Origin of the sequence: Bradyrhizobium sp. WSM3983 (assembly GCF_000473045.1) — a bacterium.
Classification (GTDB): Bacteria; Pseudomonadota; Alphaproteobacteria; order Rhizobiales; family Xanthobacteraceae; genus Bradyrhizobium.
Genome location: NZ_AXAY01000010.1, coordinates 243,842 through 270,159, shown reverse-complemented (window position 1 = coordinate 270,159; position 26,318 = coordinate 243,842). Strand labels below are relative to the sequence as shown.

Annotated in this window: 24 protein-coding genes; 7 read left to right on the top strand and 17 right to left on the bottom strand. The window is 63.8% G+C overall.

The annotated features are described in order from the left end of the window. Positions 1-4: 4 nt before the first annotated feature. From YUA_RS0118820 to thiD, 4 genes are all read right to left on the bottom strand, one after another. The gene (locus YUA_RS0118820; RefSeq protein ID WP_027532097.1) at positions 5-988 is read right to left on the bottom strand and encodes a threonine/serine dehydratase; all 984 of its coding nucleotides are present in this window, start codon (positions 986-988) and stop codon (positions 5-7) included. Positions 989-1,115: 127 nt separating this feature from the next. After that, positions 1,116-2,174, bottom strand: coding sequence for a glycosyltransferase family 1 protein (locus tag YUA_RS0118815; protein ID WP_027532096.1), 1,059 nt, complete (start codon positions 2,172-2,174; stop codon positions 1,116-1,118). Between the two features lie 13 nt (positions 2,175-2,187). Then, a complete protein-coding gene (locus tag YUA_RS0118810) occupies positions 2,188-3,000 on the bottom strand; it encodes a UDP-2,3-diacylglucosamine diphosphatase (RefSeq protein ID WP_027532095.1) in 813 nt (270 codons plus the stop codon). Between the two features lie 204 nt (positions 3,001-3,204). After that, positions 3,205-4,005, bottom strand: a complete 801-nt coding sequence (gene thiD / locus YUA_RS0118805; protein ID WP_027532094.1) for a bifunctional hydroxymethylpyrimidine kinase/phosphomethylpyrimidine kinase — start codon at positions 4,003-4,005, stop codon at positions 3,205-3,207. Between the two features lie 304 nt (positions 4,006-4,309). Here thiD and YUA_RS0118800 point away from each other — a divergent pair, with 304 nt between their 5' ends. Together YUA_RS0118800 and YUA_RS0118795 are read left to right on the top strand one after the other, a co-directional pair. Beyond that, on the top strand, positions 4,310-6,289 hold the full coding sequence (locus YUA_RS0118800; protein ID WP_156947168.1) for an ATP-binding protein: 1,980 nt from the start codon (positions 4,310-4,312) through the stop codon (positions 6,287-6,289). An 83-nt stretch (positions 6,290-6,372) separates the two neighbouring features. Beyond that, on the top strand, positions 6,373-6,618 hold the full coding sequence (locus YUA_RS0118795) for an Lrp/AsnC family transcriptional regulator (protein ID WP_018642903.1): 246 nt from the start codon (positions 6,373-6,375) through the stop codon (positions 6,616-6,618). An 11-nt stretch (positions 6,619-6,629) separates the two neighbouring features. Here YUA_RS0118795 and YUA_RS0118790 read toward each other — a convergent pair whose 3' ends face one another. Then, positions 6,630-7,556 (bottom strand): cytochrome c, encoded by a 927-nt coding sequence (locus tag YUA_RS0118790; protein ID WP_027532092.1) that lies wholly within the window; start codon positions 7,554-7,556, stop codon positions 6,630-6,632. A 153-nt stretch (positions 7,557-7,709) separates the two neighbouring features. On the opposite strand from YUA_RS0118790, the gene YUA_RS0118785 reads away from it, so the two are divergent. Beyond that, a complete protein-coding gene (locus YUA_RS0118785) occupies positions 7,710-8,129 on the top strand; it encodes a CHRD domain-containing protein (RefSeq protein WP_027532091.1) in 420 nt (139 codons plus the stop codon). A gap of 164 nt (positions 8,130-8,293) precedes the next feature. Continuing rightward, entirely contained in the window at positions 8,294-8,668 is a 375-nt protein-coding gene (locus YUA_RS0118780) for a VF_A0006 family four-cysteine protein (protein ID WP_084292684.1), read from the top strand. A gap of 7 nt (positions 8,669-8,675) precedes the next feature. On the opposite strand, the gene YUA_RS0118775 is transcribed toward YUA_RS0118780, so the two are convergent. The 3 genes from YUA_RS0118775 to YUA_RS0118765 all read right to left on the bottom strand — a co-directional run bounded on the left by YUA_RS0118775 (position 8,676) and on the right by YUA_RS0118765 (position 12,958). Next, positions 8,676-9,959, bottom strand: a complete 1,284-nt coding sequence (locus YUA_RS0118775) for a cystathionine gamma-synthase family protein (RefSeq protein ID WP_027532089.1) — start codon at positions 9,957-9,959, stop codon at positions 8,676-8,678. A gap of 142 nt (positions 9,960-10,101) precedes the next feature. Beyond that, entirely contained in the window at positions 10,102-10,551 is a 450-nt protein-coding gene (locus YUA_RS0118770) for a cytochrome c (protein ID WP_027532088.1), read from the bottom strand. A gap of 97 nt (positions 10,552-10,648) precedes the next feature. Then, positions 10,649-12,958 carry a xanthine dehydrogenase family protein molybdopterin-binding subunit gene (locus YUA_RS0118765; RefSeq protein ID WP_027532087.1) on the bottom strand — a complete coding sequence of 770 codons (2,310 nt, stop codon included), beginning with the start codon at positions 12,956-12,958 and terminating at the stop codon, positions 10,649-10,651. A gap of 273 nt (positions 12,959-13,231) precedes the next feature. On the opposite strand from YUA_RS0118765, the gene YUA_RS0118760 reads away from it, so the two are divergent. Further along, on the top strand, positions 13,232-14,773 hold the full coding sequence (locus YUA_RS0118760; RefSeq protein WP_245285195.1) for a hypothetical protein: 1,542 nt from the start codon (positions 13,232-13,234) through the stop codon (positions 14,771-14,773). Positions 14,774-14,788: 15 nt separating this feature from the next. Here YUA_RS0118760 and YUA_RS0118755 read toward each other — a convergent pair whose 3' ends face one another. Both YUA_RS0118755 and YUA_RS0118750 read right to left on the bottom strand, forming a co-directional pair. After that, positions 14,789-15,388: a bifunctional 2-polyprenyl-6-hydroxyphenol methylase/3-demethylubiquinol 3-O-methyltransferase UbiG gene (locus tag YUA_RS0118755; protein WP_027532085.1), complete on the bottom strand. Its 600-nt coding sequence runs from the start codon at positions 15,386-15,388 to the stop codon at positions 14,789-14,791. Next, entirely contained in the window at positions 15,388-16,428 is a 1,041-nt protein-coding gene (locus YUA_RS0118750) for a glycosyltransferase family 2 protein (RefSeq protein ID WP_027532084.1), read from the bottom strand. The genes YUA_RS0118755 and YUA_RS0118750 overlap by 1 nt, the downstream gene beginning before the upstream one ends. Positions 16,429-16,631: 203 nt before the next feature. Here YUA_RS0118750 and YUA_RS0118745 point away from each other — a divergent pair, with 203 nt between their 5' ends. Further along, positions 16,632-17,327 carry a class I SAM-dependent methyltransferase gene (locus tag YUA_RS0118745; protein WP_027532083.1) on the top strand — a complete coding sequence of 232 codons (696 nt, stop codon included), beginning with the start codon at positions 16,632-16,634 and terminating at the stop codon, positions 17,325-17,327. A gap of 95 nt (positions 17,328-17,422) precedes the next feature. Here YUA_RS0118745 and YUA_RS0118740 read toward each other — a convergent pair whose 3' ends face one another. The 7 genes from YUA_RS0118740 to YUA_RS0118710 all read right to left on the bottom strand — a co-directional run bounded on the left by YUA_RS0118740 (position 17,423) and on the right by YUA_RS0118710 (position 25,089). Beyond that, on the bottom strand, positions 17,423-17,827 hold the full coding sequence (locus YUA_RS0118740; protein WP_027532082.1) for a DUF1127 domain-containing protein: 405 nt from the start codon (positions 17,825-17,827) through the stop codon (positions 17,423-17,425). 380 nt (positions 17,828-18,207) lie between these two features. Next, positions 18,208-18,411 (bottom strand): hypothetical protein, encoded by a 204-nt coding sequence (locus YUA_RS0118735; protein WP_027532081.1) that lies wholly within the window; start codon positions 18,409-18,411, stop codon positions 18,208-18,210. A gap of 165 nt (positions 18,412-18,576) precedes the next feature. Beyond that, positions 18,577-20,103, bottom strand: a complete 1,527-nt coding sequence (gene murJ, locus YUA_RS0118730; protein ID WP_027532080.1) for a murein biosynthesis integral membrane protein MurJ — start codon at positions 20,101-20,103, stop codon at positions 18,577-18,579. A 191-nt stretch (positions 20,104-20,294) separates the two neighbouring features. Next, positions 20,295-21,482 (bottom strand): DegT/DnrJ/EryC1/StrS aminotransferase family protein, encoded by a 1,188-nt coding sequence (locus YUA_RS0118725; protein WP_027532079.1) that lies wholly within the window; start codon positions 21,480-21,482, stop codon positions 20,295-20,297. 10 nt (positions 21,483-21,492) lie between these two features. Continuing rightward, positions 21,493-22,497: a Gfo/Idh/MocA family protein gene (locus tag YUA_RS0118720; protein ID WP_027532078.1), complete on the bottom strand. Its 1,005-nt coding sequence runs from the start codon at positions 22,495-22,497 to the stop codon at positions 21,493-21,495. Positions 22,498-22,679: 182 nt separating this feature from the next. Then, positions 22,680-24,092: a mannose-1-phosphate guanylyltransferase/mannose-6-phosphate isomerase gene (locus YUA_RS0118715; protein ID WP_027532077.1), complete on the bottom strand. Its 1,413-nt coding sequence runs from the start codon at positions 24,090-24,092 to the stop codon at positions 22,680-22,682. A 7-nt stretch (positions 24,093-24,099) separates the two neighbouring features. Next, positions 24,100-25,089, bottom strand: coding sequence for an SDR family NAD(P)-dependent oxidoreductase (locus YUA_RS0118710; protein WP_027532076.1), 990 nt, complete (start codon positions 25,087-25,089; stop codon positions 24,100-24,102). Positions 25,090-25,281: 192 nt separating this feature from the next. Here YUA_RS0118710 and YUA_RS0118705 point away from each other — a divergent pair, with 192 nt between their 5' ends. After that, positions 25,282-26,241, top strand: a complete 960-nt coding sequence (locus YUA_RS0118705; protein ID WP_027532075.1) for a lysylphosphatidylglycerol synthase transmembrane domain-containing protein — start codon at positions 25,282-25,284, stop codon at positions 26,239-26,241. Positions 26,242-26,318: the final 77 nt, after the last annotated feature.

Here is a 26,318-nt window from a genome sequence, read left to right as displayed (position 1 = left end):
ATGATCAAGCCACCAGCTCGGCGAACAGATCCGCATCGACGTTGCCGCCGGAGAGCACGATGACCACGTTCTTGCCGGCGACGTCGAGACGGCCGGCCAGCAACGCTGCAAGGCCCACCGCGCCGCCGGGCTCGACCACGAGCTTCAGCTCGCGATAGGCAAAGGCGACGGCCGCGCCGACTTCCTTGTCCGACGCGGTCACGCCGCGCGCGAGCAGCTTGCTGTTGATCGCAAAGGTCATCTCGCCGGGAATCAGCGCCATCAGCGCGTCGCAGATGGTGCGGCCTGCCGGCGGGTGCGGCTCGCGATGGCCTGCGGTCAGCGACAGGCCGTGATCGTCGAACGCCTCGGGCTCGGCCACCACGATCTCGGCTTGCGGATAGCGCGCCTTCACCGCTGTTGCGACGCCCGCGATCAGGCCGCCGCCGGAGGCCGGGGCGACCACGATGTCGGGTGAGAGGCCGAGCGTTGCCATGTCTTCCGCGATCTCGCGGCCGGCGGTGCCTTGGCCTGCGATCACGAAGGGATCGTCATAGGGCCTGACCAGCGTCGCGCCGCGCTTCTCGGCGATGCCGCGCGAGATCGCCTCGCGGTCGTCGCGGTCGCGATCATACAGCACGACTTCGGCGCCATAGGATTTCGTGCGCTCGCGCTTCGACAGCGGCGCGTCGGCCGGCATCACGATGGTCGCGTGCATGTCGAGGATCTTGGCCGCGGCCGCCACGCCCTGGGCATGGTTGCCGGAGGAGAATGCGACGACGCCACCGGCGCGCTTGTCCTGCGGGATCGAGAACACCTTGTTGAAGGCGCCGCGGAACTTGAAGGATCCGGTGCGCTGGAGCATCTCCGGCTTCAGGAACACCTTTGCACCAATGCGCTCGTTGAGCACCGGAAACGACAGCAGCGGAGTGCGGACGGCAAAGGGCGCGAGCACGCGCGCCGCGGCATCGATATCGGCAGGGCCGATCGGAAGGGGCTGTTCGGACATGGGGCGATGTTATCGCGGCTGACGCGGCGCGGGCAAGACACCTCCGCGCGAAGATATCGATAGCGTTTTCAAGCGAAGTGGATACCAGTTCGCGTCAAGAAAACGCGTCAGAACAAGAATCTACCCCTCAGGCAACGAACCGCGGCTGTTCCGCCCCGGTCCGGCCGGGCAGCACCGCGCCAACCGCCAAAATGCTGTCGACGAAGGCCCGCGCCGAGGCCTCCCAGGTGTAATTGGCGGCGAATTCGACGCAGGCCTGCCGCGAAATGTCGAGCGCGGCGAAGCAGGCGTCACGCAAATCATCGCCCAGGGCGCCGACCGGCGCATCGCCAATGACGTCGCGGGGCCCTTTCACCGGGAAGGCCGCGACCGGCAGGCCGCTCGCCAACGCCTCGAGCAGGACCAGGCCGAACGTGTCGGTCTTGCTCGGAAACACGAAGACGTCGGCCGCCGCATAGATGTCGGCCAGTTCCTCGCCGTGCTTTTCCCCTAAGAAAATCGCGTCGGGATAGGCCTCTTCCAGCGCATTGCGCGCCGGGCCGTCGCCGACGATCACCTTGGTGCCGGGCAGATCAAGATCGAGGAACGCCTCGAGATTCTTCTCCACCGCGACGCGGCCGACCGAGAGGAACACCGGGGCCGGCAGGCAGAGGTCGACGGCACGAGGGTGGAACAAATGGGTGTCGACGCCGCGCGGCCACAGCACGACATTGTCGAAACCGCGCTCGCCGAGCTCGCGGGCCAGCGCAGGCGTAGCCGCCATCACGGCGCGGCTCGGGCTATGGAACCGGCGCAGCGCCCGCCAGATCAGCGAGCCCGGAACCGGCACACGGGCGCGGACATATTCGGGAAAGCGAGTGTGGAAGCTGGTCGTGAACGGCAGTTTGCGCTGCCGGCAATAGCGGCGGACCATCAGGCCGATCGGCCCTTCCGTCGCGATATGGATGCTGTCAGGCCGCGCTTCCTCGATCAGTTTTGCGATTCGCGCGGGGCGCGGCATGGCGAGCCGCACATCGCGATAGCTCGGCATCGCGAAGGTGCGGAACGATTGCGGCGTCAGGAACGTGAATTCGACGCCAAGACCTTCGACACTAAGCCCCTTGGCGGCGTCAGCGAGCTTGGTCAGCGTCCGAACCACACCGTTGACTTGCGGGTGCCAGGCGTCGGTCGCGACCAGGATGCGCATCAAGCAGCTCTCGTTAGGCAGCTCTTGCCGCCACCTGCGGAACTTCTGCCGGCTTCCGCAGGTGATCCGCCCAGGTGATGATCTCGAAACGCCCGTCGTCGTGCTCGACGAGTGCAGTGCAGCTCTCGACCCAGTCGCCGCAGTTCATGTAGCGGATGCCGTTCTCGTCACGGATCACCGCGTAGTGGATGTGGCCGCAGATCACGCCATCGGCGTCGTGGCGCCGCGCTTCCGCCGCGAGCGCCTGCTCGAACGCGCCGATGTAGTTGACGGCGTTCTTGACCTTCTGCTTGGCCCATTGCGACAGCGACCAATAAGGCACCTTGAACATGCGCCGGAAGAAATTGACGAAGCGATTCATCTGGATCGCGAAGTCGTAGGCCTTGTCGCCGAGATGGGCGAGCCAGCGCGCGTTCTGTACCACGAGGTCGAAGATGTCGCCGTGGATGACGAGATAGCGCTTGCCGTCCACGCCGGTGTGGACGGTGTTCTCGACGACGTCGATGCCGCCGAAATGCGTGCCGTAATAGTTGCGCAGGAACTCGTCGTGATTGCCGGGCACGTAGATGATTTTGGCGCCCTTGCGCGCCTTGCGCAGCAGCTTCTGGACCAGGTCGTTATGCGATTGCGGCCAGTGCCAGCTCGACTTCAGCGCCCAGCCGTCGACGATGTCGCCGACAAGATAGATCGTGTCGGCATCGTGGTAGCGCAGGAAGTCCAGCAAAAGGTCGGCTTGCGAGCCGCGGGCTCCGAGATGGACGTCGGAGATGAACAACGTGCGAAAGCGCCGCTCCGGGCTCTCGTCACTCACATCGTAACTTCCCATGCGACAGCCTGTAACAATTTCCCGTGACAGGGGGATGACGATTGAACCTATGAGGCACCCTCAGATACGAATCAGACCTTGCCTCGCCCTCCCCGCGAATATCAGCCGCATGCGACAATCAGGCGACATGGTGGAGCAATGGTTGTCCGCAAAATACCGGAAAAACGCGGCCGCACTGGTTAACGGCAAGCCGCGAGGATGGCGTCAGTAAAACTTGTGGAAATGATGGATCGGCCCGTGGCCGTGTCCGACGCTAAAGCGGTCGGCGGCTGCGATCGCCGCGCTGATCCAGTTCTTGGCGTTGCGTACAGCCGTCTCGAGATCCTCGCCTTTGGCAAGCCCCGCCGCGACTGCCGAGGACAACGAGCAGCCGGTGCCGTGAGTGTTGCGGGTCGCGACGCGCGGCGCGGCGAGCGCGATCGTGTCCTCGGCGCTGACGAGATAGTCGATGCTCTCACTGCCCCCGCCGTGCCCGCCCTTGATCAGGACTGCGCGGCAGCCGAGCCCTAGCAGACGACGCCCCTGGCTTTCGACCTCAGCCTCGCTTCGCGCGATCGGCTCGTCGAGCAGTGCGGCCGCCTCCGGCAGATTGGGCGTGATCACTGACGCCAACGGCATCAGCTTCGTGCGCAATGCCTCGACCGCCTCCGCCGCCAGCAGGCGATCGCCGGAGGTCGCGACCATCACGGGATCGAGCACAATATGGCCAGGCTTCCAGCGCGACAGCGCAGCAGCGATCGCATCGATGCTCTCGGCCTGCGCCACCATGCCGATCTTGACCGCGCCGACATCGAGATCGGAGAACACCGCATCGATCTGCGCGGTGACGAACGCGGCGGGCACCGCATGAATGCCGGTGACGCCTTTGGTGTTCTGCGCCGTCATCGCCGTGATCGCGGACGCGCCATAGACGCCGAGCGCGGCAAAGGTCTTCAGGTCGGCCTGAATACCGGCGCCGCCGCTCGAATCGGAGCCGGCGATGGTGAGCGCCACGGGCGTGGTCATCTCAGGATCGCTTGCTCGAAGAAAACACGGCCATAACCTGTCCTAACATGACCTGTCTAGCATGGCCTGTCTAGCATGGCCTGTCCTAGCGCGCCGCCGAAGCATCAGCAAGCCGGCGAATCAAGGCGCGGTCCTTGCTGCGCGGCATTGTCGTCCCGTAACCGTGCATAACCCGTGAAAACAAGACCACGGCATCGCCCGGCCTTGGCGCCCATCCGCGCGAATGCCACGTTAGGTGGTAGATTCGTCCAGCGACGCCTTGTTGCGGGCCGGGCTCGGCCCGCAATCCTCTTGGGAAGAAATCATGTGGGCCTATTTCGAACGCATCCTCGACTCCTCAATGTTCTCACCGCACGGCATCTGCCTGTTGTGGGAGCCGGAACTGATCTGGCTCCACGTCGTCTCGGACGCCTGCATCGCGGCGGCGTATTTCTCGATCCCGTTTGCACTCACGATTCTCGTCACCAAGCGGCGCGACCTTCAGTTTGGATGGGTCTACTGGGCGTTCGCGGTCTTCATCATGGCCTGCGGCCTGACGCATGTGCTCTCGATCTACACGCTCTGGGTCCCGATCTATGGAATCGAGGGCCTGGTCAAGGCGGCGACCGCGGTTGCGTCGATCCTCACCGCGGCCGCGCTTTGGCCGCTGCTGCCCAAGATCCTGGCGATCCCCTCTCCGTTCGAGCTTCAAAAGGTCCAGGCCGCGCTTGAGGAGGAGGAGATCAAGAGCCGGGACGCGACGCTGCTGCTGCGCCAGGTCGAGGACGCCCAGCGCGCGATGCGCGAGAGCGTGACCCGCCTCACCGCGGTCGTCGAGACCGCGGTCGACGGCGTCATCCTGTTCGACGCGCAAGCCCGCATTCTCCTGTTCAATCCCGCCTGCGAACGGCTGTTCGGCTATCGCGCCCAGGAGGTGATGAATCTCGACATCGGCATGCTGATGTCCAACGAGGAGAGGCACCCATCGACCGGTCATGCGCCGCATTTCGCAACCGGGGAAGCCGCCGGCCTGCGCAAGGACGGAACGAGCTTTCCGATGAATCTGTCGGTCGGCCAGGCGTGGCAGGACGGCGAGCTGATCTACGTCGGCATCATCCACGATCTGACCGCGCGCAAGCTGACCGAGCAGCAGCTCCAGCAGGCGCAGAAGATGGAGACGGTCGGCCAGCTCTCCGGCGGCATCGCGCATGACTTCAACAATCTCCTCACCGTGATCATCGGCAATGCCGAGCATCTCAGCGAGCAGCTCAAGGCCCGGCCCGATCTGCGGCAGTTTGCCGACGACATCTACCAGTCCGGCGAACGCGGCGCAGAGCTGACGCAGCGGCTGCTCGCCTTCAGTCGCCGCCAGTTGCTCCAGCCGCAGACGGTGGATTGCCGCGAGCTGCTCGGGTCCATGCTCAAGCTGCTCAAGCGCGCCTTGCGCGAGAACATCGAGATCAAGACAGCCTTCGGGCCCGGTACTATCCTGGCTTTTGCCGACCGCGCCCAGCTCGAATCCGCCGTGCTGAACCTTGCGCTGAATGCGCAGGATGCCATGCCATCCGGAGGACATCTGACGCTCAGCACGGAGCTGGCTGCGATCGATGAGGACTATCGTGCCCTGCACCCGGAGGTGGCGTCCGGCGCCTACGCGCTGATTTCCGTGACTGATGACGGCGAAGGCATGACGCCCGAGGTCATTGAGCGCGCATTCGAGCCGTTCTTTACAACCAAGGAGGTTGGCAAGGGGTCGGGCCTCGGGTTGAGCATGGTCTATGGCTTCGCCAAGCAGTCCGACGGCCACGTCTCGATCTACAGCGAAGAGGGCCTGGGGACGACAGTCCGGATCTACCTGCCGCGCGCCGGTGCCGGACAATCGCTGGCCGACATGCTGGAGAGCGAGGACGCCGCGCCGCGCGGACACGAGACAATCCTGATCGCGGAAGACGATCCGTTCGTGCGCTCCTCGGTGATCCAGAGGGTGGAGTCCCTCGGCTATCGCGTCGTCGCTGCCGTCAACGGCGAGGAGGCCTTGCAGCGGCTGCGCACCGACCCCGGCATCGACATGCTGTTCACGGACATCATCATGCCGGGCGGTATGAGCGGCTGGGACCTCGCCGAGCAGGCCCGGCGGATTCGCCCCGGGCTGCCGGTGCTGTTCACCTCCGGTTATGCGTTGGAGACGCTGGTCGAACATGGCCGCGCGCAGGCGCAGGCGGTCGTCCTGACCAAGCCCTATCGCAAGGCCGAGCTCGCCCAGCGGCTCAGGGACGCATTCGCCGCGGCGCCGGTGATTTCGTAGGGCGGGACTGATATCTGGCGGCTTGCTAAATCGAGCCGGTTTTGGCCTATTAGCCGACAAGATATGCCTTCGGAGTGACTGCAATGGTTCCTTTCTTCGTCCAGATCAAATGCAAGCTCGGCCAGTCCTATACGGTCGCCAATGCGCTTGCCGAAGCCGAGATCGCCTCCGAGATCTACTCCACGGCGGGCCAATACGATTTGCTGGTGAAGTTCTATGTCGACAAGGACACCGACATCGGCCACTTCGTCAACGAGAAGGTGCAGGTGCTGCCCGGCATCCAGGACACCCTCACCATCATCACCTTCAAGGCGTTTGGCACGGGCTAGCTCGACGGGATTCAGCCGCCACCCTCCTTGCGCTTGGGCGGCGTCGGGCCGTCGACCGGCGGCAGCGACTTCAGGTAAGCGGCCATCGCGGCGCGATCCTCAGGTGTCAGTTGCGCGAGGTTCTTGATCACCGGGCGCATCGAGCCCGATGCGCTGTCGCCCTCGGGCATGTCGCCGGTCTCGAGGAAGTCGGCAATATCCTTCTCACTCCAGCTACCTAAGCCCTTCTGTGTGATGTTCGGCACCCAGCCCTCGCCTTCGGGATTGGGACCACCGGCGAAGAGCTCGCCCCGGTTGATGCCACCGAGGGCGTTGCGCGGACTGTGGCATTCGGCGCAATGGCCAAAACCGTTCACGAGATAGGCGCCGCGATTCCATTGCGCGGAACGCGCTGCATCCAGCGTGAACGGCCTGACACCCATGAACAACAATTTCCAGATGCCGACATTGCGGCGGATGTTGAAGGGAAACGGCAGATCGTGGTCGCGCGCCCGTCCCGACACCGGCGGCAGCGTCTTCAGATACGCAAAGAGATCGCGGACGTCGTCAACCTTGGCGATATGGTAGGAGGTGTAGGGAAATGCCGGGAAGTAGTGCGTGCCCTCAGGCGAAATGCCGCGCATCACCGCGTTGACGAAATCGGCCTCGCTCCAGCGGCCGATGCCGTCGGTGGGGTCGGACGAAATGTTCGGGGCATAGAACGTCCCGAACGGCGAGCCCAGCGCCAGGCCGCCGCCGAGCCGCAACCGGTCGGGCTGGTTGGGCACAGCATGGCAGGACGAGCAGCCGCCGGCGTTGAACAGCTCCTGTCCGTTGGCGAGATCGGGCCCGCGCATCGGCGCCGGCAGGGCCAAAGCGGTCGGCGTGGTGAGCCACCAGTAGCTGGCAAAGGATGCGACAGCGGCAATCAAAATGACATAAATTGTTCGTCGCAGCATGGAGGATCCCATCGGGCTCTGGCGAATTTACGGATCATCCCGCGGCCGCTCCAGCCACGAATAATTTAGATGGTTTGATCGGAATCTGGGAATAAAGTCGGAACCACACTGTTTGCAAGTTGATAGCAATCAGGCGTCAACAGGGAGAGACCCATGAACAAAGCGCTTTTTGCCACGCTGGCGCTCGGAGCCGCCGTCGCATTCGCAGGCCCGGCCAGCGCGGAGAAACTGAAGGCGACGCTGGACGGCAAGTCCGAGGTGCCCGCCACCACCAGCAGCGGCACCGGCACGGCCGATCTCGACTATGACGCCGCCACCAAGAAGCTGTCCTGGAAGCTGACCTATTCCGGTCTCTCCGGCCCCGCCACCGCCGCCCATTTCCATGGCCCCGCCGAGGCCGGCAAGAACGCCGGCGTCATGGTGCCGATCCCGGGTGCTGCCAAGAGCCCGGCTGAGGGCTCGGCGACGCTGACCGACGCGCAGGCCGCCGATCTCCTCGCCGGCAAGCTCTACGTCAACATTCACACTGCGGCGAACCCGGGCGGCGAAATCCGCGGCCAGGTGACCAAGTAAGTTTCAACGCGACTTTTTCGGCGAAGGCCGGGCGCAGGAGGAGCGTCCGGCCTTTTCGATTCCAGGCGGGCGCAAATTGCATCCGCCGTCCGGATGGAGCCAAGGCCGCTACGAGGCTAGAATGTCCATTGGCGCGCCTTGATCCGTAGCGGCTGGAGTGGTTCATGACCAAAGCACCGGTGGAATGGAATGTGCCGCCGCACTTTGCGTCCCGTGACGCGGCTCGCTCGCTGTCAGCCATTCTGATGGCAGCTGTTGCTGCGGGAGTGCTTTTTTCATCGGCTGAATTCGCCGTCGCGCAAACCGACATGGAAAAGCAGGCTCAATGCGAGCTGTCCGCCATCCGTGACACGAGATCGGCACTTGCCGTCCAGTACATTCGTTCGGCCTGCAACTGGCTCGTGGTCAACGGCGACTCCCTGCTGAACGCATCCAGCAAGGGCTATTACGTTTGCCTCGTGCGGCAGCTCTCGGGCGCCCAGTCCAACGAGGCGGCCGCGGCCATCATGTCGGCATGTCGCACGTCCAATCCGCTTTGAATAGCCTTCAAGCCGCACTCAATGCATGCTCGAGGTCCGCGATCAAATCCGACGGATTTTCGATGCCGATCGACAGCCGGATGGTGCAATCGAGCACGCCGATCTTGCGGCGGATGTCCGCGGGGACGCCGGAGTGGGTCATCGTCGCCGGCAGGCTCGCCAGTGATTCCGTTCCGCCAAGGCTGACCGCGAGCTTGAAGATCTGCAAGCCGTTGAGAAACTTCTCCGCCGCCGCCTGGCCGCCGACGATGTCGAACGAGAACGTCGAGCCCGCGCCGAGGCATTGCCGCGCGAACACGCGTCCTGCGGGCGCGGTCTCCTCGTGATGACCGAGATAGTGGACCTTGCCCACCTTGGCGTGGTCTCGCAGATAGTCCGCGACCAGGCGCGCGTTACTGTTGGCCTTCTCCATGCGCAGGCTCAAGGTCTCCAGCGAGCGGTTGATCATCCAGCAGGAATGCGGATCGAGCTGGGTGCCGATGGCGCCGCGCAGCGCCTTGACGCTCTTCATGATCGCCTTGGTGCCGAGCGCGGCGCCCGCGATCAGGTCGGAATGACCGCCGACATATTTGGTCAGCGAGTACAGCGAGAGGTCGGCGCCATGTTCGATCGGCCGCTGAAACACGGGGCCGAGCAGCGTGTTGTCGCAGGCGATGATCGGCGTATGGCCCTGGGCCTTGCCGATGGTGTCAGCGACGCGGCGCATCAGCGCGATGTCGACCAGGCCGTTGGTCGGATTGGCCGGCGTTTCGATCAGGATCATCGAAACCCGGCCCTTGCGCATCGCCTCCTCGGCGGCCTGGTTGACCGCCACCTCGTCAACGCCGTCGGCAAAGCCGACCGCGCCGATCGAGAGCCGCGCCAGCGTGTTGGTCAGCAGCGTTTCCGTGCCGCCATAGAGCGGCTGGGAATGCAGGATGACGTCGCCGGGGCGGACGAACGCCAGGATCGTCGTCGAAATCGCCGCCATGCCGGATGAGAACAGCGCGCAGCTCTCGGTGCGTTCATAGATCGCGAGCCTGTCCTCAACGATCTCGCTGTTGGGGTGGTTGAAGCGCGAATAGACCAGGCCCGCGCCCATGCCCGCCGGCGGCTCGCGCCGGCCCGAGACGTAATCGAAAAAGTCCTGCCCGTCCTCGGCCGTCTTGAATACGAAGGTCGAGGTCAAAAACACCGGCGGCTTGATGGCGCCTTCCGACAACTGCGGATCATAGCCATAGGTCAGCATCAACGTTTCCGGATGCAGCATATGGTTGCCGATGTGGGTCTTCGACGGAAACGGTTTTGCCATGGCCTGTCTCGCTGTTGCCTGAGATCGCCGCCGCGCGTCGGAACTCGGGACGGCGTGACGCATCAACGCCGCGACGGCGCGAGCAAACATAACCATTCTGACGGCGATCCGTCAGGCCATGGGAGGAGAAATTGCTGATTGCCTACTTCAGCTTCAGCCGGTACGTCTCGTGGCAGTCGGTGCAACGATCGTTCATCGCGGTGTACGCGCTCTTCAAGCTCGCCACGTCGGTGATCTTGCCCTTGACGTCGGCAATCGCCTTCTGCACCGGCGGGATCTTGGAGTCGAAATCGGCCTTGTTCTGCCAGACTTTTGGCGACGCGCCGTAGGTCGCGTTGACCACGTTCTGCTTGGGATTGGCCTCGAAGGTCTTCGCGATCTTGGCGACGTCGGCCTCCAGATTGGCGATCGCCTCGTCGACGGCCTTCTGGCTGTAGGGGATATCGCCCTTCGTCATCTTCAGGATGACCGTATACAGGCTCTTGGCCTGCGAGCGCATCAGGTTGTCCTGCTGGACGGCAACCTCCTGCTGCGCCATCACGGCGCCCGCACCCAGGACGAGGGTGCCCGCGACAATCAAAATCCGTTTCATCGGCGTGTTTCTCCGGCTCGCAAGACGGCTTGGGGGAGGTCATTGAGGATAGAACCCGGCGGCGGGCACTTAATTCCCGCCGCGGGAGCGCCGAGCTCTACAGGCTGTGGCGGCGATGGTGCTCGTTGATCGCGATCCAAACACGTTCTGGTGTCGCCGGCATGTCGATGTGGTCGATTTTGTACTCGCGCCAGAGCCCGTCGACGATGGCGTTGACCACGGCGGGACAGGAGCCGATCGCGCCGGCCTCGCCCGCGCCCTTCACACCCATCGGATTGGTTGTGCAGGGAATATTGTTGGTCTCGAACACGAAGGACGGGCCGTCGGCTGCGCGCGGCAGCGCGTAGTCCATGAAGGTCGCGGTGATGAGCTGGCCGTCGGCCGCGCTATAGACCACCTGCTCCATCAGCGCCTGGCCGATGCCCTGCATGGCGCCGCCATGCACCTGGCCTGCGAGCAGCAGCGGATTGAGCGTCTTGCCGAAATCGTCGACGATGACGTAGTTGACGATTCTGATGATGCCGGTCGCCGGATCGATCTCGACTTCCGCGAGATGGGTGCCGTTGGGATAGGTGCCGTCGGCGCTGGTAAACGTCGCGCTGGCGTTCAGCTTCGACGGATCGGCGCCTGGACGCTTGGCGAGATCGGCGAACGAGATTGAACGGTCGGTGCCGGCGATGCGCACGATGCCGTCAGTGATCTCGAGATCGCCTGCGCTGGCTTCCAGCGCCTGCGCCGCGATCTCCTTGAGCTTTTGGCCGAGCTCGCGCGTGGCACGCTCAACGCTGACGCCGCCCGACGGAATCGAGGCCGAGCCGCCGGTGCCGAGGCCCGTGGCGATCATGGAGGTGTCGCCCTGGTGGACGTGCACGCGCTCGGGTGCGACGCCGAACTGCTCGGCGACGATCTGCGCATAGGCGGTCTGGTGGCCCTGCCCGCTCGATTGGGTGCCGATCAGGACGGTGATATCACCATTGGGGTCCATCCGCACATTGGCGGTCTCCTCGCCCATGGTGCCGCAGATCTCGACATAGCTCGCAAGCCCGATGCCGCGGATCAGGCCGTTCTTCTTGGCCGTCTTGGCGCGCTTTCCAAACTCCTTCCAGTCGGCGATCTCCATCGCGCGCTTCAGATGCGCGGCGAAGTCGCCGGAATCGTAGACCTTGCCGGTCGCGGTCTTGTAGGGCAGCGCCTTCGGCTGGATGAAGTTCTTGCGGCGGATGGCGTCCGGCGTCATGTCGAGTTTTCGCGCGCAGGCGTCGACCAGGCGCTCGATGACATAGGCCGCTTCGGGCCGGCCCGCGCCACGATAGGCATCGACCGGCACGCTGTTGGTGAAGATGGTCCGCACCCGGCAGTGGAAGGCCTGGATGTCATAGAGGCCGGGCAGCATGCCGGCGCCGCCGTGCGGAATGTAGGGACCGAACGTCGAGAGATACGCGCCCATATCGCCCATCAGGTCGCAATCCATCGCGAGGAATTTGCCGTCCTCGGCCAGCGCCATCTTCGCGGTGGTGACGTTGTCACGCCCCTGCGCATCGCCCATGAAGTGCTCGGAGCGATCGGCCGCCCATTTCACCGCTTTCTTCAACTTGCGCGCTGCGACCGCCACCAGGGCGTACTCGCGATAGGGAAACAGCTTCGTGCCGAAGCCGCCGCCGACGTCGGGGCAGATCACGCGCATCCTCTCGGTCGGGATGTTCAGCACGTTCTGGCAGAGGATGTCGCGCAGGCGGTGGCTGCCCTGGCTGCCGATTGTCAGCGTGAGATGATCATTCTTGGCGTCGTATTCGCAAACCGCCGCGCGCGTCTCCATGAAGTTCGCGACCACGCGCGGATTGACGATGGAGATCTCGGCAACCGTATGCGCCTTGGCAAACGCAGCTTCAGTTGCGGCCTTGTCGCCGATCGAAACGTCGAACAGCACGTTGCCGGGTTTGTCCGGCCAGACCTGCGGCGCGCCCTTTTTGACGGCGTTGACGACGCCGGTCACCGATGGCAGGGGCGACCATTTGACGTCGATCGCCTCGATGGCATCGCGGGCCTGGTCGATGCTCTCCGCAACCACGAAGGCGATGGAATCGCCGACATGGCGCACCTCGTCCTTGGCGAGGATCGGGTACGGCGGGCCGGTGAAGGGATCGGTCTCGAGATTGAACAGGCAGGGCAGATTGCCGAGATCCCCGACCTCGGCGGCGGTCAGGATCAGCGCCACGCCGGGAAGGGCGCGGGCGCGGCTCGCATCGATGGTGAATTTGGCATGCGCATGCGGCGAGCGCAGCATCAGGCAGCGCAGCGCGGCCTGCGGCGCGTAATCATCGGTATAGCGGCCCTTGCCGCGGATGAGCGCGTCATCCTCCTTGCGCAGCACGCTTTGGCCAACGCCGAACTTGATGGGAGCCGCCATTTTCTTGTCCCGTCCTATGGTTGTTTTGTCGGCATATTGCCGTGGAACGAGGGAGAGCGCAAATGGCTTTGGCAATTTGCCATCCGTAAATGCCCATCCAGAGAGATCGTGCAGTGCTGTGCCTGCGCGGGCTTTCCAGGCCCTACATCCGTTCAAGTCCCCAAAATTGCCATAGAGGTCTTCAGCCACTGCGACCGTGCCGTGGTTTGCCCCGAAAGTCACTCGTTAACGCCCCTCGGTTAGCGTGGGTGCGTTTCCTCGCAGGATAGGCCCATGAGCTGGGAGATGAGTTCGGAGATGAGTTCGGAGATCGGAGACGTTTCCCGCCACGCGCGCGTCAGCCCGCATGACCGCGAACGGCCGGTTGCCATGCCCTGGCTGCTGATCGGCGCCGTGTTTGGGCTCGCAATCTTGATGCGCGAGTTCGTTCCGCTCAATACCGATGTCAGCTGGCTGCTCGTGGTCGGCGAGCGTATGCTGGATGGCCAGCATCTCTATGGCGATATCATCGAGATCAATCCGCCGATGGCGGCGTTTGCCTATCTGCCCGGCGTTGCGCTGGGCCGCCTGCTCGGCGTCGATGCGAGGCATGTCATCGATGCTCAGCTTCTGCTGCTGGCGGCGGCTTCGCTCTATGCCGTGTCGCGGATCGTGCGGCTGTCGCCGGCATGGGCTCAGGCGAACTGGGGACCGTTCGCGATCTGGGCCGCGGCCGTTGTCACGATCTTGCCGATGCACGTGTTCGGCCAGCGCGAACATATCGCGACGCTGACCTTCCTGCCCGCACTCGCAGTCTATGCGCTCCGCAGCGATCGCCTTTCGGTTCCGTTGTGGGCAATCCTGATTGCCGGCCTGGGTGCCGGGATCACACTTGCCTTCAAGCCGTTCTTCGCTGTGCCGGTGGCGTTGTGCATGCTGGCGAGCGCCGTTCGCGCGCGTTCATGGCTTGTGTTGTTTGCGCCGGAAAACATCATCGCCGGCGTGCTGGTAGCCACCATCAGTGTCGGCACGTACCTCCTCTATCCCGAATATTTCACGGTGACCTATCCGCTGGTGCGCGACACGTATCTGTCCTGGTCGATGCCGCTCTCCGTCATCTTCCTGAATGCGGCCTCACTGCTCTTCGCCGTCGCGATGCTGTCGGTGCTGTTGACGAATTGGGGACGAACGCCCGACTCGCTGCTGCTCGCGGCCGTTTTTGCTGCAAGCGGATTTGCGGTGTCGTTTTTCCTGCAGCGGCGCGGCTGGGCCTATCATTCCTATCCGATGGTGGCGGTAGCCATGCTCGCGACGGGATACGCGTTGCTGGTCGCGTACGGCACGCCGGAGCGCCGCCGCCTTGGCCTGGCGACGCCGCTGATTCTGGCCGCGACTTTTCTGTTCGGTGCGCAATGGTTCAACGGCAACGTGTATGTAGGCCCTGTCTGGGAAGCGGTCGCCGCCCTCAAGCCGCATCCCCGGATCCTGGTACTGAGCGGCGAGGCGGCCATCGGCCATCCACTGGTCCGCGACATCGGCGGCACCTGGGTATCCCGGCAGGAGAATCTGTGGATTCGGGAGTTCGTGCGGCTGACGCGTGAAAAGACCATTGTCGACGCGGCGACCGAGGCGAGGTTGAAGGATTATCTTGCGTTGGAGCGCAACTGGTTGATCGAGGATTTCAGAAAGATGCCGCCGGATATCGTCCTGGTCGATAATCTCCGCGACGGATGGGGCGATTGGGCGCGTGCCGACGCCGAGCTGTCACAGTTGCTCAAACCCTATACGCTGGTGCGTTCGGTAGACGGAATCGACGTGCTGCGGCGGAACGACTAGTCTTTCCGGCCGGCGCTATTTCTGCGAGACGCCGATGATGAACGTGTAGGGCACCCGCGAATAATCGTCGCGAATCGCGAGATTCACCTTGCCGAACGCGCCGCGCAGCACCTGATCGTAGCCGTCGTGATCCCTAACGAATTCGCCGCGGTCGTTGTCGAGCAGCCATCTTGCGATGCGCGACTGCCCCTCGCGGTAACAGCCGTCGAGCGTGAACAGCACGCCGTCCGCCTTGAGCACGTCCCTGACATCGGCCAGCGTGGTTTGCAAATCCGCATCGGCGATGTGATGCAGCACGCCGTTCATCATGACGACGTCGGCGCCGGCAAATTCCCGCGCGGCAGCGGCGTCAAAATGACGGCAATGAAAGGTGCCGAGATGGCCGAACGCGCGCTGCGCATGTGCGATATAGGCCGGGTCGATGTCGAAGCCGGTATAGTCGATTCCATCGGGCAGATGGCGCAGGATGTAGCCGGGCCCGCAGCCGATATCGATCACCCGCATGCCCGGCCGCAGCGTGAGATAATCCGCGATCGCCTTGACCCGCGCGCCGAAAAAGCCACCGGCGTTCTGGTAGGCCTGATAGAGCACGGGATGGTTGAGGATCGCCTTCATCAGGGCACCTCGTCGTGAACCTGGCCGCGCGCCTCCGGTCCGGATTGCGCGAGCAACGTCCTGAACGGCGCCCGCTCCAGATCGCTTGCCGGTTCTGCACTGTGCGGCAACCTGCCGCGGCGGTGGATATGCGAGATCAGGAACAGCGGGCGGTTCTTCGACTGGATGTAGATGCGGCCGATATATTCGCCCATCAGTCCGAGCACGAGGAGCTGTACGGAGGAGATCATGACGACCAGGAGCGTCAAGCTGGTCCAGCCGGGCACGGTGCCGGAGAACACCCAGCCTATCACCGCGGCGATGCCTACAAAGGTCAGCAGGGTCGTCAACAGCGCGCCGACATAGGTCGCGATCCGCAACGGCACCATCGAGAAGCTGATCAGCGCGTCGGCAGCAAAACCGATCATCTTCATCAGCGGATATTTGGTGGTGCCGGCGAAGCGCGGATGGCGGTCGTATTCGTAGGCGACCTGCTTGTAACCGAGCCATGCCACCATGCCGCGGATGAAGCGGTCATGCTCCGGCATCTGCACGAGCTGGTCGGAGATCCGCCGGCTCATCAGGCGGAAATCGCCTGTGTCGACGGGAATCTGGACGCGGGTGACTTTGGCGAGCAGGCGGTAGAACGCTTCCGCCGATTGCTTCTTGAAGCGGGTTTCGCCGGCGCGGCTTCGCCGCATGCCGTAAACGACGTCGGCGCCCTCGCGGACCATCATCTCGTACATCGGCGTCAGGAGTTCCGGCGGGTCCTGCAAGTCTGCATCGATGACAAGCACGAGATCGCCGCGCACGGTCGAAAGTCCGGCGGTGAGCGCGAGTTGGTGGCCATGATTGCGCGCGAGCCGGACCGCGACGACGTTGCGGTCCTCCGCCAGAAGCTCGTTGATGATCTTCCAGGTGTTGTCGGTCGAGCCGTCATCGACCAGAATCAGCTCGAACTTTGCCCCGCACAGCGCGCGCGCCGCCGACACCATCTGGCGATGGAATTCGCGCAAGCCCTCCTCCTCGTTGTAGCAGGGCACAACGATCGACAGAAACATCTTTCCAGGGCGCGGCATCTCGTCCTGAAGGTCCATCTATCAGCCAGCCGGTTAGAGGGTTGGAGGGTTGGATCGGTCAGATTCCTGCCGCCGATATTCAACGAAGTCCGGTTAATTGTTCATCAATTTTTAGACCCCTTGATGCATGATTCGGGCGGGCAAACACCGATATCTCATCAAACGCCGGATAGCTGGATCGCCGTATGGACAAGGCCGAGTTCGATCGCTTCGCCGACGCCTATGAGGACCAGCATCGCGAGAACATCGCGCTGACCGGCGAGGGCCCGGAATATTTCGCCGAATACAAGGTCAGGGCGCTCCGGGAGATCGTCGATCGCGCCGGCATCGGCGTGAAGCGGATCTGCGATTTCGGTTCCGGCATCGGCAATTCGATTCCGTATTTCCACCACTATTTTCCCGAGACGGCACTGACCTCGTCCGATGTCAGCGAACGCAGCCTCGCATTGGGCCGGCAGCGGTACCCCGAAGCCGGCAACTGCGTACTGATCGAGAACAACCGGATTCCGGTCGAGGACGACAGCTTCGACGTGGTGTTTTCAGCCTGCGTGTTCCACCACATCCCGCACGGCGAGCACCTGTCGTGGTTGCAGGAACTGCATCGGATCACGCGGCCGGGCGGCCTGATTGCCATCTTCGAGCACAATCCGCTGAATCCGCTCACCGTGCGTGCGGTGAACACCTGTCCGTTCGACGAGAACGCCAGGCTGATTTTCGCCGGCGATCTGGGCAAGCGGCTGCAAGCCGGCGGCTGGGCTTCATCGCGCATCCGGTACAATCTGTTTTTCCCTCGCGCTCTCGCCCGGCTGCGGCCGTTTGAGAACAGGCTCGGCTGGTTGCCCTTGGGCGCGCAATACGTCGCCACCGCACGCAAGGCTTGATGCTACGGCCATACGGCGAACCACGGCGAGAACAAGCAGCCGTGCTAACCGCCGCTTGCTCTCAAAATGCATGTCCGCCTGTGGCGGTGAGTCCACTACATCCCACGACGGCTCCAGAGATAGATTGTGCTATCCCTCAGCGTATCGATGGCTCGCTGAGGCGTGAGATAGTCGATCTCACCGCGCGTCAAGCCGATGTCCATCAGCTCCCTGTCACTCAACTCCTGCAAGTTGACGCGCAAGCCCCGGCGTTGGCGCCGCTCCTGAAACGCGAGCCAGACTCGCCTGAGCAAGCCCAGGACGCTTCGCGTCGATGCGGCCGCTGATCCGGCAGCATCCTTGTCCGGCAAAGCATCGTCCAGCGCCGCAGCGGACGCCTTGAGGCGTGCTGCCAACGCCTGGTCGACTGCATTCTTCGCCGACACGATCGAGAAGGTGAGGCCGCGCCTTGCGGCATCGCCCTCAATCCCGGGGGAGATCTTCGTCAGTTGGGGTGGCATCGGACGCTCCTGCTGTTGTGCCGGCAGGGAGCGTGGCCAAACAAAAGGCCCCATCCGATGCCGGCGGGGCTTGGTGGAAAAGATGTCGTCGTCGAAATGCTAGCGCACGACTCCTTCCACGGCCCAACCGAAGCGGGTCATGTGCGAGAAGTTGACTTTGCGCGAGCGTTTGATCATGGCGACGTCGATAGCACGGCAATCACGCGAAATCAAGGGGTGTGCGGAAGTCACTTGCACCTTGGAGGCGAGTCCCTCGTTCCGGCGAATTCGCTCGTTCGAAGCGACGATTCATCCCGCCCTACGCGAGGGCATCCCAATGCGGACGTTTGCTTTGAGAGGCCTGCGATGAGACCCAAAGCAGACGCTAGCACGTCAGCGTTTCATGCCATCAGATCGGGATGATCTTTATAGATATTGTCCAGAAGCATAGTGCCTACCCGAGCGATGATATCGCCGACCGAGGCCCTCAATTTCAGAAACTCGTCTGTCGGAGAGGCTTCTTTGGCGAGCGTGAGCGCCAAGGACAACTCCTCAATGATCCGCTCTGCGTGCAGTTTAAATCTTATGGCTGATTTCGCGTCCATAAGGCCATCTCACTTTCTCTCGGAAGCAATGAAGCCCAATCTTCATTGCGAGTTTGGCGCTTGTTCCGCCCATCTCTCTTTGGCCCGTAACCGAAGTACACTCACGCTTAACGTGGGTTCACTTTTCGCGGGTAGGGCGGACAAGACGAACTTATCGATACTCGCCTAACCACGCACCAGCGAAACCAGCCAGCTGCGGCCGAACAATACCAGGATCGCCAGCGCATAGACGATGGTGCCGCCGACGGCCAGCAGGACCAACGTCACTTCGTCCCGGAAGTGCATCGCGCCCAGCGACGATCCAGCGAACCGCGCGATCAGCCAGAACGCGGCGGCGAGGATCAGTCCGGTCAGCAGGAATTTGGCGAGCGACATCAGCCAGGCGCGGTCCAGCACGAGAAAGCCGCGCCGCACGGCGAAGAACAGCACCAGCAGCAGATTGGTCCAGACACCGACGGCGGTTGCCAGCGCCAGGCCGATCTGGGCCAGCGATCCCATCAAGGCAAGCTTCAAGGCGACATTGACCGCGATGCCCGACAGCGAGGCGCGAACCGGCGTCGCGGTGTCCTTGCGCGCATAGAAGGTTGCGACCGCGCTGCGGATCAACACGAAGGGGATCAGGCCGATGGCGTAGGCCGCAAGTGTGCCGCCCGCGGCGACCGCGTCGGCCTTGGAGAACGCGCCGCGCGCGAACAGCGCGCGCATGATCTCGTCGGGCACAGTGAGGAAGGCGGCCACAAACGGCACCGAGAACAGCAGCGTGAAATCGAAGGCGCGGCGTTGCGCCTTCATCGCGCCGTCGTGGTCGTTGGCCGTGATCCGCCGCGACATCTCCGGCAGCAGCACCGTGCCGATGGCGATGCCGATGACGCCGATCGGCAATTGATTGAGCCGGTCGGCGTAATAGAGCGCCGACAGCGCGCCCGCCGGCAGGAAGGTCGCGATGATGGTGTCGGCGAACAGCGCGACCTGCGTGCCCATCGAGCCCAGTGTCGCGGGGCCCAGCGCCCTAAAGAAGGCGCGGACGTCTTCGTCTAGCTTGGGCGGCGCAAAGCGCGGCAGGCCGCCATGGCGGGCGAGGTCGCCCGCGAGCAAAAAATATTGCAGGAAGCCCGAGATCAAGACGCCCCAGGCGGCGGCGTGACCCGCGGTCGGAAACCAGGCGGCGAGCGCCAGCGTCATCATCATCGCGACGTTGAGGAAGATCGACGCGGCGGCGGCGCTGGCAAAGCGCTGCATCACGTTGAGCATGCCGCCATAGAGCGTCACCAGCGTGATCAGCAGCAGATAGGGAAACGTAATCCGGGTCAGCTCGATCGCGAGCTTGCGCTGCTCTGCGTCCTCGCTGAAACCGGGCGCCAAAATGCTCATGGCCTGCGGCATGAACAGCCAGGCGACCATCAGCAGCACGACCTGCGAGGCCAGCAGCAGCGTGAAGATGCGGTCGGCGAACAGCCGTGCTGCCCCCTCCCCGCGCTCACCATGGACGTGGGCATAGGCCGGCACCCAGGCGGCGTTGAAGGCGCCCTCGGCAAAGATCGCGCGGAAATGATTGGGCAGCCGCAGCGCCACGAAAAAGGCGTCGGCCACGGGGCCGGCGCCAAGGATCGCCGCAAGCATGATGTCGCGGGCAAATCCCGTCAGCCGCGAGAGCAGCGTGTAACCACCGACCGTGAAAATGCGTCCGAGCATGCGTCTGTTTTAGAGCATGGCAAGATTAGGTCTAGGTGCAAGCTGCGACGGAAGTGCGCCCCCTCCCCCGCTTGCGGGGGAGGGCTGGGGAGAGGGTGTCTCAACAACGAAGATTCCCCCAGAGGATAGAGCCCTCACCCGCCGCGTTTCGCGCGACGACCTCTCCCGCAAGCGGGAGAGGTGAAGCAAGATCAGGCCGAAAGCGCGCCGCGCACGGCGGCGATGATTCGCTCCTGATCGGCTTCGGTCAAATAGGCGTGCATCGGCAGGCTGATGACGTCCTGCGACAGGCTCTCGCAGCCCGGCAGGCCGCCGCCGGCGACCGGATACTGCTTGTAGGCGGTCTGCTGATGCATCGACTTGCCGTAATAGATCGCGGTCGGCACGCCCTGGGCCTTCAGCGCCGCGGCAAAGCCGTCGCGGTCGGTACCTTCAGGGAGACGGATCGTGTACTGCGCCCAGACCGAGGTATTGCCCGGCGCCAGCCGCGGCACGGTTACGACGTTGGACAGGCCCCGCGCGTAGCGCTCGGCGACCTTGTTGCGAGCGGCGATCTCGTCGTCAAAGATCTTCAGCTTCTCGATCAGGATCGCGGCCTGCATGGTGTCGAGCCGGCCGGTCAGGCCGAGGCGGACGTTGTCGTATTTGTCGACGCCCTGCCCATGCACGCGGATGCTGCGCAGCGTCGCTGCGAGCTCGTCGTCATCGGTGAGGATCGCGCCGCCGTCGCCGAAGCAGCCGAGCGGCTTTGCCGGGAAGAAGCTGGTCGTGGTGGCGAGCCCGAAGGTGCCAAGCTTGCGACCCTTGTAGCTTGCGCCAAAACCTTGCGCTGCGTCATCGATCACGAACAGGCCTTCGGCCATCGCGATCTCGGCGATGGCATCGTGGTCGGCAGGTTGTCCGAACAGATCGACCGGAATGACCGCGACAGGCTTCAGGCCAGCCTTGCGCGCGGTCGCAATGCCGCGCTTGAGCGACTCCGGGCTCATGTTGAAGGTCGCTTCATCCACATCGACATAGACCGGCGTCGCGCCCATCCGCGCCGCTGGCGACGCGGTCGCGATGAAGGTGAAGGACGGACACAGCACGGCATCGCCGGGACCAACGTTCTTCGCCATCAACACCATGAGAAGCGCATCGGTGCCGCTGGCGCAGCCGATGACGTGCTTGGCACCGCAATAGGCCGCAAGCTGCTTTTCGAGCTCAGCAACCTCAGGACCATTGACGAACTGGCAATGGTCGAGAACACGCTTGACCGCGGCATCGAGCGAGGCGCCGAGCCGCTGTCGCTGCGAGGCGACGTCGATGAAGGGAATCGGTTCGGAACGCAGATGCTGGTTCATGGCCTGGTTCTTGGCGCCTTCTTGCGTGGTCGACATGGAAAGGGTTTTAGCCGGCGACGCGGCGCGGGCCCTTGCGGGCGGGCGACGTGGCTGCGGGCCGCGACGGCGTCTCGAGGCACTGCGTCGCGATCTCGAGGCTGGCGACGCCCTCGTCGCCGGTGACCGCCGGCGTCTCGCCGTTACGCACGGCCTTGAGGAAGGCGATCAGCTCGGCGCGGAGCGGCTCGTCATGGCCGACCGGCAGATGCCGCATCGAGTAGCTGCCATCAGGCTTGAAACCGAAGCATTCGGTGACCTGGCGCGTCAGCAGATCACCCATCACATATTTGCCGCGGGTCGCAACCGTGACGCTGCGCGCCTTGAACGGCGTCAGCCAGTTGGTGTTGATGTGCGCGAGCACGCCGTTGGCGGTACGGAACTGCAGAAGCGCGATGTCCTCGCGCTCGGCGACCGCGCTCGACAGCTGCGGTTGCACCTCGACGATGTCGGATTCGGTGAACCAGCGGATCAGATCGATGTCGTGCACGGCCAGATCAATGACGACGCCGACATTGGACATGCGCGGCGGGAACGGACCGACGCGCGTGATCGCGATCGAGAGAATGTCCTCGCCCGCAATGGCCTGCTTGACGGCGGCGACCGCCGGATTGAAGCGCTCGACGTGGCCGACCATCAGCGTGACGCCGGCCTTTTGCGCAGCGGCGACGATCTCGCGGCCTTCGGCGACCGTGGAGGCGATCGGCTTCTCGACCAGCACATGAATGTTGTTGGCGATGCACGCCAGCGCCACCTCGTGGTGCAGATGGGTCGGCGCCGCGATGGTGACGGCATCGACGCCCTCGGCGAGGAGCTGGTCGAGCGTCTCGAAGCTCGCGCAATTGGCCAGTTCCGTCGCGCGCATCCGATGCGCCGGCGAAGGATCGACCACGCCGACCAGGCTGACGCCGGGCAGACCGCTCAGCACGCGCGCATGGTTGCTGCCCATCACGCCCGCGCCGATGACGCCGACGCGCAAGCCGGCCTTTGCCGGTTGTGACCCTTTGGAACTCATCTGAGCAAACCCCGATTCAACGCAAATCCCCGGGCCGCTTCTAGCACGGGTGCCACATTTGTGGCGAATGCCGGCAAAACTGCCCGGACACGATTTGATTCAAAAAGTTACACGTTCTCCGGGCCTTAAGCCGCTTGAAGCGGACTTTTCGGGCCCGGATCCCGTGATTCGGAGCTTGCTGGTTACGACCTTTGATAGTCGTCTTCAATCCGGATGATGTCGTCTTCCCCGAGATAGGAGCCGGTCTGAACCTCGATCAGTTCCAGCAGGATCTTGCCGGGATTCTCCATCCGGTGGACGGCGCCCATCGGGATGTAGATCGACTCGTTCTCGTGCACCGTCTTCACGGTCTCGTTCACGGTGACGCGGGCGGCACCACGGACCACGATCCAATGCTCGGCGCGGTGATGATGCTTCTGCAGCGACAGACGCCCGCCAGGCTTGACCACGATGCGCTTGACCTGATGGCGCTCGCCATTGTCGACCGACTGGTAGCTGCCCCAGGGGCGATGCACCTTGAGATGCTCCTCGGTGACCTTCGGCGCAACCGCCTTGAGCTTGGTCACGAGACGCTTGAGGCCGTTGGCATCCTTCTGGCGCGAGACCAGAACCGCATCCGCGGTCGCGACGACGACGAGATCGTCGACGCCTTCGAGCGCGACGAGCGCATGATCCGTCGTGACGTTGCAGTTGCGCGAATCCTCGAACACGGCGGTGCCGTGCGCCGCGTTGCCCTGCGTGTCCTTGTCGGACAATTCCCACACCGCGCGCCAGGAGCCGACGTCGGACCAGCCGCAGGACACGGGCACCACGGCTGCGCGCGAGGTCTTTTCCATCACCGCATAGTCGATCGAGATCGCCTTCGCCGCGCCGAACGCCTGCGGCTCCAGCGTCACGAAGCCGAGGTCGCGCCCCGCGCTGGCAACCGCGTTGGAGATCGTCTCCACGCTCGCAGCGTCCACCTTGCGATATTCGTCGAGCAGCAGGGTCGCGGGAAACATGAAGTTGCCGCTGTTCCAGAGATAGCCCGAATTGACGTAGTCGGCGGCCTTCACGGCATCCGGCTTCTCGACGAAGCGCGCAACCGCGTGCACCTCGCCGGAGATCACCTCGCCCGGGCTGATATAGCCGTATTCGGTCGCCGGCCGCTCCGGCTTGACGCCGAAGGTGACGATGCGCCCGGTGCTTACGGCGGCCAGGCCTTCACGGCACGCCGCGACGAAGGCGGCATTGTCCTGCACCACATGGTCGGCGGCGAGCGCGAGCACGATCGCCTCACTCGTGCGGTTTTGCGCAAACGCCGCGCCCGCGGCGATCGCGGGACCGGAGTCGCGCCGCATCGGCTCGAGGATCACGTCGGCCTCGATGCCGATCTCGGCGAGTTGCTCCAGCACCATGAAGCGATAGGAGGCGTTGGTGATGACGATGGGGCGATCGAACAGCGACGCATCCGAGACGCGCGAGAGCGTATCCTGGAAGGTCGAGCGCGCGCCGAACAGCGGCAGGAACTGCTTCGGGCGCACCTCGCGCGAAGCCGGCCACAGCCGCGTGCCGGCGCCGCCGCACATGATCAGGGGGATAATGCGTTTGTCCATCGTCATTTCAAACCTTGAAGTGGTCGCGATACCAGGTGACAAAATTATGGACCCCGTGCTCGATCGGCGTTGACGGTGCAAAGCCGGTGTCGCGCATCAAATCCTCGACATCCGCGAACGTTTCCACCACGTCTCCCGGCTGCATCGGCAGCAATTCTTTGACCGCCGTCCGACCCAGCTCCCGCTCCAGAAGTCCGACGACATGCATCAGCTCTTCGGGGCGGTGATTTCCGACATTGTAGACCCGAGACGGCGCATTTGCGGCAGCCGGGTCGTCCGCAGGCACCAGATCGATCAGCTTGGACACTACACGGGTCACGTCGTCAATATAGGTGAAGTCGCGGCGCATTTTGCCATGGTTAAAGAGCCGGATCGGCTGGCCCGCCATGATGGCGTTTACAAACAGAAACATGGCCATATCAGGCCGTCCCCACGGGCCGTAGATGGTAAAAAAGCGCAAGGCAGTGACCGGCAACCGGTAGAGATAGCTGTAGGACTGCGCCATCACCTCGTTGGCCTTCTTGGTCGCAGCGTAGAAGCTCACAGGATGATCGGTCCGGTCCTCCACCGAAAACGGCAGTTTAGTGTTGGCGCCATAAACGGACGATGACGAGGCGTAGACGAGATGACGACAACCGCATCTCCGGCAGCCCTCGAGCACGTTGAGAAAGCCCTGCAGATTGGAATCGGCGTAACTCTGCGGATGCTCGATCGAGTGGCGCACGCCGGCCTGGGCGGCGAGATGCACGACCTCTGAAAAGCGATGCCGCGCAAACAGCGCCGCCATCGTCTCGCGATCGGCGAGATCGGCCTGGACAAAGGAGAAACGGGACTCGTTGCCGAGCAGCGAAAGACGCGCCTGTTTCAACGCTGGATCGTAATAGCTGTTGAGATTGTCGAGCCCGACCACGGACCGCCCCTCGGCGAGGAGCTGCCGGGTGACGTGAAAGCCGATGAAACCGGCGGCACCCGTCACCAAAATCGCCTGATCCGTCATCCTGTTCCCAAGCGATCCCGAGCAATCCCCAAAGCCAGCACACAGCGCCTCTTTAGCCGGTATCGAGAGGGCGCAATAGATCGCCGCCCCCATGATAGCTATTGCAAGATCGGCGCCAAAACCATACCAAAGCGGCCGAATTCGGCGCATCGCGTCGGGTTGCCTCCAATTTTCGCAAACCCTGCGGGCGAGATGCGCCGAATCCTGCTGTCGACAACCAAAATCCTGATCTCCGCGGCGCTGCTCTATCTGGCGCTGCGCAAGGTCGATCTGACCGAGCTGTTCTCGCGCTTCACCGCGACCAGCCTGTTCTGGATCGGCATGGCGATCGCGGTGACGTTCCTGCAAATCTTCGTCGGCGTGCTGCGCTGGCGCGAGGTCAGCGCCGCGTGCGGTGCGCCGCTCGAGCTCGGCCGCGCGATGCGCTACAACGTGATCGGCTCCTTCTTCAACCAGACCCTGCCGTCCGCGATCGGCGGCGATGCGGTCCGGCTCTGGTTGGTGGCGCGCACCGGCGCCGGATGGCGCGCGGCGACCTATTCGATCTTCGTCGATCGTGCGATCGGCCTCGTTGCGCTCGCGGTCCTCATCGTCGCCAGCCTGCCCTGGAGCTTTACGCTCATCACCGATCCGCACGGCCGCTCGGCGCTGCTGCTGGTCGACTTCGCAGCGCTTGCGGGCGGCATCGGCTTCCTGATCTTCGGCGCGCTGAAATGGTCGTGGCTGAAGACCTGGTGGGCCACCCATCACATCCACGCCTGCGCCGTGATCGCCAACCGCGTGATCTTCAACCGCACGCGCGGACCGATGATCGCGATCCTGTCGCTGCTGGTTCACGTGCTTGCCGTCGTCATCGCCTGGTGCGTGGTGCAGTCGATCGCGGCACCGGTCAGCTTCGCCCAGGTCTTCCTGCTGGTGCCGCCGGTGATGCTGATTACCTTGATGCCGATCTCGATCGCCGGCTGGGGCGTGCGCGAGGCGAGCATGGGGTTGGCCTTCGGCTTCGCCGGGTTGGCTGCCAATGAAGGCGTCAACGTCTCGCTGCTGCTCGGCGCGGTCTCCTTCATCGTCGGCGCATTCGGCGGCCTGGTCTGGATCCTCAGCGCGGAGAAGGCCGCGCAGGACTCGGCACCGATCGGGGTGCGCGAATGAGCGTTCACAAGGCCGGCACGGAAGCACCGCGGCCTCTTCAGTTGTCTATCAACCTTCAGGGTTGTTCCCTATAATCT